The organism is Paeniroseomonas aquatica (genome assembly GCF_030409335.1).
GTDB classification, from domain to species: domain Bacteria; phylum Pseudomonadota; class Alphaproteobacteria; order Acetobacterales; family Acetobacteraceae; genus Belnapia; species Belnapia aquatica.
The window spans coordinates 1-8,418 of the sequence record NZ_JAUFPN010000124.1; the positions used below are offsets into that span (position 1 = coordinate 1).

Genomic DNA, 8,418 nt, shown 5'->3' on the forward strand with positions numbered 1-8,418 from the left:
CGGGCAATCCACCTTCCTGCGCTTCCCCGGCAATCGCCGGATGCCTGCGATTTTCTCCGTCCTCGCGGACGGGCGCGAGGCGGCGGTGAACTACTCGGCCAACACCTCGGGCCTCATCACCATCCATCAGACCGGCACCGCCCTGCGGCTGCGGGACGGCGGCCTGGTGCTCTGCATCCTCAACCGCGCGCACGATGCCAACGGCCGGAATCCCGGCACTGGCACCACCAGCCCCGACGTGGTGCGGGAGCTGCGGCAGTGAGCGGCGCCGTGGAAGGGGGTGCCGCCTCCAACGATCCCGTCTCCCCCGTCGCCGGCGGCCGCCGCCTGCTGACGGGCCGGGAGAAGGTGATGATTGGCGTGGGCATCTTCGCGGCCTGCGGCTTGGTTGCGATGTGGCCTTCGTCGCGCCCGACCCCGGAGCGCGAGCGCGAGCAGCCGGTCGCGGAGGCCGGCCGCTCCCAGCCCTACCGGCCGATGCCCGAGCCGGCCGCCACCCCGGCACTGCTGCCCACGGTCGTGGCTATGCCAATCCCGGCCACCCCCGCCGGCTTGGGGATGCCGATACCAAACGCCCGCAGTGCTATGGCTTTCGGCGGCGGCGGACGCCAGGCCTCCAACCCCACCCCGATCATGAGCTACGAGGACCGCACCGCGGCCCAGGCCGCACAGCCCGTGGCGGATGGGCCGGATGGTCCCCGTGCCGCCGCCCGGGCCGGAGCGCCTGCTACGGTCCCCGGCGGCGCTGCCGAGCCCGACGACGCGCTATCCTCGCGCCTGCGACCCTCCCGCATGGCCACAGCCCGCGCGACCGTGCTGCGGAACCCTGAGCTGACGGTGCCTGTCGGGACACGCATCGCCTGCATCCCAGAGATGCCGATCGATAGCACGGTCGCCGGCTTCTTCTCCTGCATTACCCCTGTGGACGTACGTGACTCCACCGGGACGGTCGTGCTGATGGAGCGAGGAACCCGCATCGTGGGCGAGGTTCGTTCCGGTATGGCCCGCGGCTCTCGCCGCCTGTTCGTGGTGATGACGCAAGCGCTGACGCCGGGTGGCGTCCAGATGGAGCTGAACAGCCCCGGCGCCGACGTGATGGGCCAGGCCGGGCTGGACGGCGAGGTCGATAGCCATTTCTTCGAGCGGTTCCGCGGCGCCATGCTGCTGGCCTTCCTCGACACCGGCTTGCAGGCCGCGGCCACCGTCGCCAGTAACTCACTGAACAACGGCACGGGCGTCACCTTCAACCAGTTTCAGTCAGGCGGCCAGCGCGCCACCAGCCAGGCTCTCGAGTCCGACATCAACATACCCTCCACCCTGCGGCGGAACCAGGGTGAGCCCATGACGGTGTTCGTGGCGCGAAACTTGGACTTCACCGACGTGTATCGGCTTGTGAGCCGGTGAGGAGCGCAGCGGTGCAGCTCTCCCTTACCCTGGCCACCGCGGCGCCGGCCGGGCGCGGAGATACAGCAGGGCAGGCAAGACGCCTAACCGGCTTTTTCCCGGAGGACACGCCCACCATCCACGATCCGGGGCAACTGTGGTTCGCCTTCGCACGGGACGCGGACCGATGATGCACGCCGCCTCGCAACTGGACTTCGCTCTCGCCCCCGTGGCCAGTGCCTTGGCTGACCCTCGCACCGAGGAGTTGTGTGTGAACCGCCCCGGCGAATTCTGGCTGCGCCAGGGCGGGCGCTTCGAGCGGCACACCGCCCCGGAGCTGAATTTCGACATGCTTGAGGGAGTGGCGATCCTGGCTGGGGCGCTGCGCAACCAGAACGTCGGCGCCGAGCACCCGCTATGCTCCACCGACCTGCCCAGTGGCCACCGTCTCCAGGTCGTACTACCCCCAGCCGTGCCGCCCGGCACCGTCTCGCTGACCTTCCGCCGGCCGAGCGATACCGTGTCCGCCCTGTCCGACCTGGCCGGGCGCTACGACACCTCCCGTTGGAACCGTTGGGACAAGCGGCGCGAGCAGCGCCAGGCCGACAGTGCCGGCCTCCTCGAGCTGTTCGATGCGGGCGACGCTGTGGCCTTCTTTCGAGGCTTGGTGCGCGCCCGCCGCAACGTCTTGTTCTGCGGCGCCACTGGCGGCGGCAAAACCACGCTGAGCAAGACCCTCACCTCCGAAATCCCACGCACCGAGCGCATCCTGACCATCGAAGACGCGCTCGAACTGGTGGTGCCGCACGGCAACTGCGTCCGCCTGCTCTACTCCAAGGGCGGGCTGACCCTGGGTGGCGTGACCGCCGACGCCCTGCTGCAGGCCACCCTGCGGATGCGCCCCGACCGCGTGCTGCTGCAGGAACTCCGCGACGACGCGGCCTGGGTCTATCTCAACGAGGTGATGACCGGGCACCCCGGCAGCCTCACCACGATTCACGGCGCCGACGCGCCGCAGGCCATGCGCCGGCTGTTCAACTTGGTGAAGGGCACCCCGCAGGGGGCCACCTATGGCGACGATACCTTGGCCGCGATGATCGGCAGCGCCGTGGACGCCATCGTGCCTTTGCACAACGACGCCGGCACCTACTCCATCCGCGAGGTCTGGTTCGCTGACGACGCCGCCCGCCGCGGCGAGGTTGCCGCCGACCTGCTGCGTGCCGCCTAGCGCTGGCCCGTTCTGGGAATGCCCTGCGCCGGGCTGAAAGAAAGATAAACGATGGACGCTGTACGTCTTTCGTCTAGCCATCCACCATCAGGTCGCGTGAGGCCAGGGCGATGAGCGACCGTCGCCGCCTCCCCTCTCCCGGCCGCCTGGTGGCCTGGGGCCTGCTCCTGGCCATCCTCGCCCTGCTCTGGACTGCCGCGGCCTCGGCCGTGTTCCTGTGGGGCACCGGCCTGGTCCGCTACTTTCCTTTTCAGGGCATCGCCTGGGTCGGCCAGTGGTGGAGCTACGCCCTGTATGCGCCCGCAAATTCCATCGTTGGCCGCTGGCTGATGTTCGGAGCTGGGGCGCCCACCGTGTTTCTGGGNTGGCAGCACCGACAACCACGGGCACGCCGAATGGATGAGCATGAAGGAGGCCCGCAACCGCTTCCCCGGCCCACATCCCGACTTCGGCGGCGTGGTTGTGGGCGAGGCCTACCGGGTGGATCAGGACAAGACGGTCAAGCTCGCATTCGACCCCGAGAAGCGCGAGACGTGGGGCCAGGGTGGCAAGGCGGCGCTGCTGGTCGACCCTTGCAAGATCGGCCCGACGCATAGCTTGGTATTCGCTGGCTCGGGCGGCTTCAAGACCGTATCGGCCGCCTCCACTTTGGTGCACTGGACCGGCGCCGCCGTGGTGCTCGATCCCTCGCGCGAGCTGGGACCAATGCTGTCTACGGCGCGCGCTAACATGGGGCACAAGGTCGTGTCCCTGGAACCAGGCACGCCGGGCGGGGTCAACGTCCTCGACTGGATAGACGTGACCCAGCCGCTTGCGGAAACCAATGTCTACGCCGTCGTGGGATGGATCATCGGGGAGGCTGAGGGTGGCAGCACCGACGCCGACAAGTTCTTCCGCAACTGGGGCAAGCAGCTCGTCGCCTGCCTACTCGCGCACATGCTGTGGGACGACACCCTACCTGCGGCAGCCAAGACCCTTCGCACGCTCCGCGCCGGCATTGTCACCCCCGAAGATCAGATGCGCGACGTGCTGGAAGGCATCCACGTCGGCTCCCGCAGTCCGATGGCCAGCGACATAGCGGGGACCATCAAGAAGATCGTCCCTGAGACCTTCTCTGGCATCTATGGCAACGCCACAGGCGACACCGCATGGCTCTCCGTCGCGGCCTACGCCGATCTAGTGTCGGGCGGCGCTGAAGGCACGAAACCCTGCTGCCACACCACCGAGCTGACCAAGGGCAATCTGACGGTGTTCCTGCAGATCCCGCTCAAGGTGCTGCGCGACACCCCTGCGGTCGGCCGTGTGCTCGTCGGCGCGCTGCTGAACGCGCTCTACGAGGCGGACGGCGCCGTGCAGGGCCGGGTGCTGTTCATGCTCGATGAAGTCCGCCGGCTGGGGCCGATGAAGATCCTGGAAATCGCCCGCGACGCCGGCCGAAAATACGGGATCACCCTGCAACTGCTTTATCAGGCCGAGGATCAGCTTGTGGAGCAATGGGGCCGGCAGGGTCGGAACGCTTGGTTCGATAGCGTGAGCTGGCGGATGTATGCTGCCGTCCAAAACAGCGACACCGCGAAGTCGGTCTCCGACGCGGCCGGCGGCCATTCGGTCCTGGCCGAGAGCGAGGGCACCAGCGGCGGCAGCCAGGGCAAACCCCTGGAAGCTGGATCGCGCTCCAAGGGCACCAGCACGAACCGGCACGAGATGGCCCGCGCGCTGATCCGGCCGGATGAGCTAATGCAGGACGTGCGCGGCGATGAGACGTTCGTCTTTGCCCGCGGCTCCAAGCCGCTACGTTGCGGGCGGGCCATATACTTCCGTCGACCTGAGCTGCGGGTAGCGATCGAGACCAGCCGCTTTCATAAGCAGGCAGCGGAATAAGAGGACGGCATGTCAGACAACAAGGATTCCAACCAATCTTACGATCCAGTGTCGCGTCGGGCGGAGATGTCCGGCGCGGCCGAAGCCAGCACGCAACAGCCGGTGCAGGGGCGTAGCTCGGCGGCGACGCAATACTGGCAGGGTGTGGCCGCAGCTGGACGGGCCGCGAGGCCGACCTCCGTGGCGTCGGCCCAGGCCGTCACGCCAAACCGGCAGCACAGTATGCGGACCTGAATCGGTGCCGCGCGTTGGCTCTACCCCCACCATTGAGGATTTCGACGCACTAAAAAATCCGGCTCGCTGCCCTGCCGCTGACGCCGGCCCTGGTATTGGCACAACCCCTGCTCCTACTGAACCCGAAGCAATCCTCCAGAACGTAGACAAGCATCCCTCAAACTATTTAGCAGGCCTAACCTATTGAGAATGCGGAACAGTGAGACGCGCCGGCTTCAATTAATACCGCGTCGGGAAATCTGCAGCGGTCGAACGATAGAGCTGCGGTAGGTCTTCCGCCACCGCACGATAGTGCCCTTTAACCTGCGCTTTAAGGTCTGCCCTCGATCCTTTACGTGCTCTCCTGACGACAGTTCGAATGGCTATGTTTGGCCGGAACCGAACCGGCAGCTTTAAAGCATGCGTGAGGAGGAAGCGGATCCAGAGGCGCGGCGTACCAGCAGAACTGGCCGCCTAGCCTTTCCTGAGCGATAACGTTGCACCTTGATCTCAACGCCCGAGCCATTACGATTTCCATCTGCTTGCCGCTTACAAACACTAGAGTTAACGTGTCTACAGGAACAGCAGAGAAGACAATGTCGTGCGTTTTGGACCTTATTGCAGGTGGGAGACGCCTGATTTTCAAACCCGCGAGGTAGCTGCGATGCAGGCTGCAACTGGCGAGATTTGGGGAAGTACGCCGAAGAACGGCGGCCTGGAACCAACAGTCCAGGCTTATCCTTACCCTTTAGCCGACAACCGTAGAGGAATTGAGTTCACAACTGACACCGCGGCTCAACCCAACCAATCTCCGCAGGAGATTAGGTGGTACCTCTACAAGACGCCTGGCGTCCTTCTGCAACAAAAAAACGGACAAGATTTTGCCTGCATCCTTGCCGACGTGGACAATCGGCAACCATGACCGTTCGCGTCCTGAAGTATAAGCCAGACTATGACGTGGTGCCTCATGCAATCTTTTGGAGGCCATTGAGATATTTTACTCTCATCTTCCGAGACGGCGAAGACGGCCTCGATATGTTCAAAGGCGCCAGCTTTACAATCGGCAACGATATCAGATTTGACCTCCGGGTTTATCGAGGACACCTTAACCCAAAATTCACGGTAACGCTCTACCTGCCGCTGGAGGTCACTGATGAAAAGGTTATCGCTGATATTATAGAGCGCGTCATGAAAGAGATGGTCATCCCGATGACTGCTGCTGCATGGAAGCGCGGGCAACCATTCGAATTTGGCAGACTAGAGCGGCAAAAGGCCGATAGGCTGGTCGAGGAGGAAGCGCGGACGATTGTTCTGAAGATCGCTGCCAGTCAGTCAAATCGTATAGCGTCTATGAAATTGCTTCGCGATGAGGTCCCAAAATTTGTAGAGCTTTCTGTGAGTGATCTCGAACCATCGCCGACACGAAGACACGAACAGCTATGGCAGCAGATTGTCCGCAATGTAGCAGGTTCTCATCCAACGATTTTTAAAGTAGGGCTGGCGCGCAAGGTTCGGAGAGGCATCGAGATTACAGACGAAGGTATTGCCTATTTGAGCAGCATTGGTTTCCTTGAAGCCTCTGCTTCCAATTTAGCTGAAGCCAAGTGACGTATCTTATAGCCCAACGGCAGCCACTTTAGCTCAGTCGCTCTACCACCTGTCTGTTTATCCCAAATGAACCAGGCATAGGCCGTCGTGCCGGAGCCCTTCACCTCGGCGCCGGCCGGATAGAAAGTGATCCGCTCGCTGAAGACCCACACCCGCGCCGGGGGATTTTTCGTGAAGATCGTCTTCTGGCGGTTCGCACCCTCAAGGAAGGCAAGGCGAAGTAGCAGGCATAGCTTGCGCGTCGCCTGACGCAGGCCCGCCTGGACAAATCCCTCGGCGCTGTTGAAGGGCGGATTTGTGACGATATTCTCGGCTGTCCGCGACGATCTTAAAAAATCGATACCCGACTCTCCAAACCCGCGGTCATAGAGATCGGTAGCATCTATAGGTCGGCCAGTCTCAGCCAGCACGCAAGCCATCGTGCCATCACCACAAGCCGGTTCCCAGATCCTACCTTCGAAGCTCTCGTTATCGATCAGCGCACGCGTCGCCCAAGTTGGCGTTGGATAAAAGTCGGGGCCGTCCAGGTCGGCGAAGCGCTTGACCGTAGGCTTGAGGCCACCGTTTAGATTGTATGTGGAGTCCATTTCCCAAATCTAGGTGACGGAGCGCAAAAAGGGAATCCTCGACCTCAGCCACCCCGGACACGGTCCGGGGATATTCCAGGATATGATGCGTAACCGGGGTCACCTTGCCTCACCGTTTGCTCAAAATTGTATGTGAAGCCAAAGCACGGACCAAGAGCGAGGGCATCATCGTTCTGACGTTTTCGATACAACCCGGCCATCGACCTCCCGGGGGCCATGTCCGCTTTAGGACACCGATAACGGCGAGTGAGTGGCAGAAATGGGCGCTGAGCAGCCTCAACGGGCAGCATCACCTATTCCCATTGCCCACCCTTTTCGCCGGTCACATGCGCGGGCCACGCGGGCGAACTTTCTGCGCCTCTCGCCTGCTCGCTGCCGCAGCCAGTTCCACCCGATCCGCCGCTACCCTCTGTATTTGATCCAGTGCACCCCGCACCGCCGCAACGATTGGCTGATGCCCCTGACGTCGTGCTAGGTCGTTCCAGTCGCTGCCTCGGTCGCCAGGCGGGAAGGACGGCAGGGCGGCGGTACCGCCCACGGCTGCCGCGGCGGCTTCAGCCTTCTCCTTCCCAACGTTCGGCAACGGCACCGCCCTTCTGGGTAGGTGGTGGTCATTGTCGCCGGCAATGATCATGGGCCGCGATGGGTCGGCCGCTCGGTACGCCTTCGCCACGGCGGCCAAGTTGCCCGCGTTGAAGGCGACGACCACCGGCAGCCCTGTGGCCTCGTGCAGCGTCGCCCCGGTGGCGTAGCCCTCGGCCACCAGCAGCGGCACGCCCGGCTTCGGCCGTCCGCCGATCAACGCGTGCCCGCCCTCAGTCCTGGCGCCTTTCAAAAACAGCTTGGACCCATCCACGCCCACCCGCTGCACGCCCCAAAGCCGCCCGTCCGCGCCCTGCACCGGTACCAGTAGCCGGCCACGCCGGTCCTGCCGCAGCCCGTGCGCCTGAACACCCTTGGCCGCGAGGTAGGGGTGCGAGGTTGCCGGCGCCGCCGCGGCCCATAGCCGATGCGCCATCTTCGCCGCCCGCTCCTGGGTATCCTGGCGCTCCCGCGCCCGATCCGCGGACCTGGCCGCCGCTTCGGCCGCGAATGCCGCCCGCTCGGCCGGTGCCACCTGCAGCATGGGTCGGTCGGCCTTCCAGCGGATCTCGGTTCCGGTCTTGTAATTGTGGATGTAGCCCGCCGGCCAACCGTCCAGATGCCCGACAAAGGTCCCCGACTTCTGCCCCTTCCGGTCGCCCTCCACGGGAACCCGGTGCATCTTGCCATCCATCTCCACTGGCCCGGCCACACGCAGCCCGGCCCGGTGCAGCGCCATGGCGAAGTCCGCCGTGGCGTTGGCCTCGGTGAAGCGCGGCGCTGCTCGACGCCCTGGAGTTACCACTGCGCGCAGCGAAGGCGCGGGGGCAGCCTGGGACGGCGTGGCCGGGCTCTTAGGTGCCCGTGCTTCCTCGTTTCCCTGACGCCTCTGCTGGGCCGGCTGGGCGGGCCTCTGGCCACTGCTCCGCTCGATGC

The 8,418-nt window shown here is 64.5% G+C and carries 7 protein-coding genes; 5 read left to right on the top strand and 2 right to left on the bottom strand.

What is annotated here, in order from left to right; genetic code table 11:
• The 5 genes from QWZ14_RS10920 to QWZ14_RS10940 all read left to right on the top strand — a co-directional run.
• Positions 1 to 262 (top strand): TrbG/VirB9 family P-type conjugative transfer protein (locus QWZ14_RS10920; protein ID WP_290316685.1); only part of this gene is annotated, 262 nt, incomplete at its 5' end.
• The gene (locus QWZ14_RS10925; protein ID WP_290316686.1) at positions 259 to 1,404 is read left to right on the top strand and encodes a TrbI/VirB10 family protein; all 1,146 of its coding nucleotides are present in this window, start codon (positions 259 to 261) and stop codon (positions 1,402 to 1,404) included. The genes QWZ14_RS10920 and QWZ14_RS10925, both read left to right, overlap by 4 nt.
• Before the next feature lie 166 nt (positions 1,405 to 1,570).
• Complete coding sequence (virB11, locus tag QWZ14_RS10930) at positions 1,571 to 2,611, top strand: P-type DNA transfer ATPase VirB11 (protein WP_290316687.1); 1,041 nt, start codon at positions 1,571 to 1,573, stop codon at positions 2,609 to 2,611.
• 405 nt (positions 2,612 to 3,016) lie between these two features.
• Positions 3,017 to 4,492 (top strand): type IV secretory system conjugative DNA transfer family protein, encoded by a 1,476-nt coding sequence (locus QWZ14_RS10935; protein ID WP_290316688.1) that lies wholly within the window; start codon positions 3,017 to 3,019, stop codon positions 4,490 to 4,492.
• Positions 4,493 to 5,623: 1,131 nt separating this feature from the next.
• Positions 5,624 to 6,313, top strand: a complete 690-nt coding sequence (locus tag QWZ14_RS10940; protein WP_290316690.1) for a hypothetical protein — start codon at positions 5,624 to 5,626, stop codon at positions 6,311 to 6,313.
• Here the strand turns inward: QWZ14_RS10940 and QWZ14_RS10945 are convergent.
• Positions 6,253 to 6,900 (bottom strand): hypothetical protein, encoded by a 648-nt coding sequence (locus tag QWZ14_RS10945; protein WP_290316691.1) that lies wholly within the window; start codon positions 6,898 to 6,900, stop codon positions 6,253 to 6,255. The genes QWZ14_RS10940 and QWZ14_RS10945 overlap by 61 nt on opposite strands.
• A 322-nt stretch (positions 6,901 to 7,222) precedes the next feature.
• Entirely contained in the window at positions 7,223 to 8,221 is a 999-nt protein-coding gene (locus QWZ14_RS10950) for a toprim domain-containing protein (RefSeq protein WP_290316692.1), read from the bottom strand.
• Between the last annotated feature and the right edge of the window lie 197 nt (positions 8,222 to 8,418).

Excerpts from the sequence above, each read along its gene's own strand:
- virB11 (WP_290316687.1), top strand. The coding sequence starts at position 1,571 with ATGATGCACGCCGCCTCGCAACTGGACTTCGCTCTCGCCCCCGTGGCC.
- QWZ14_RS10950 (WP_290316692.1), bottom strand. The coding sequence starts at position 8,221 with ATGGCGCTGCACCGGGCCGGGCTGCGTGTGGCCGGGCCAGTGGAGATG.
- QWZ14_RS10945 (WP_290316691.1), bottom strand. The coding sequence starts at position 6,900 with ATGGACTCCACATACAATCTAAACGGTGGCCTCAAGCCTACGGTCAAG.
- QWZ14_RS10935 (WP_290316688.1), top strand. The coding sequence starts at position 3,017 with ATGAAGGAGGCCCGCAACCGCTTCCCCGGCCCACATCCCGACTTCGGC.
- QWZ14_RS10940 (WP_290316690.1), top strand. The coding sequence starts at position 5,624 with ATGACCGTTCGCGTCCTGAAGTATAAGCCAGACTATGACGTGGTGCCT.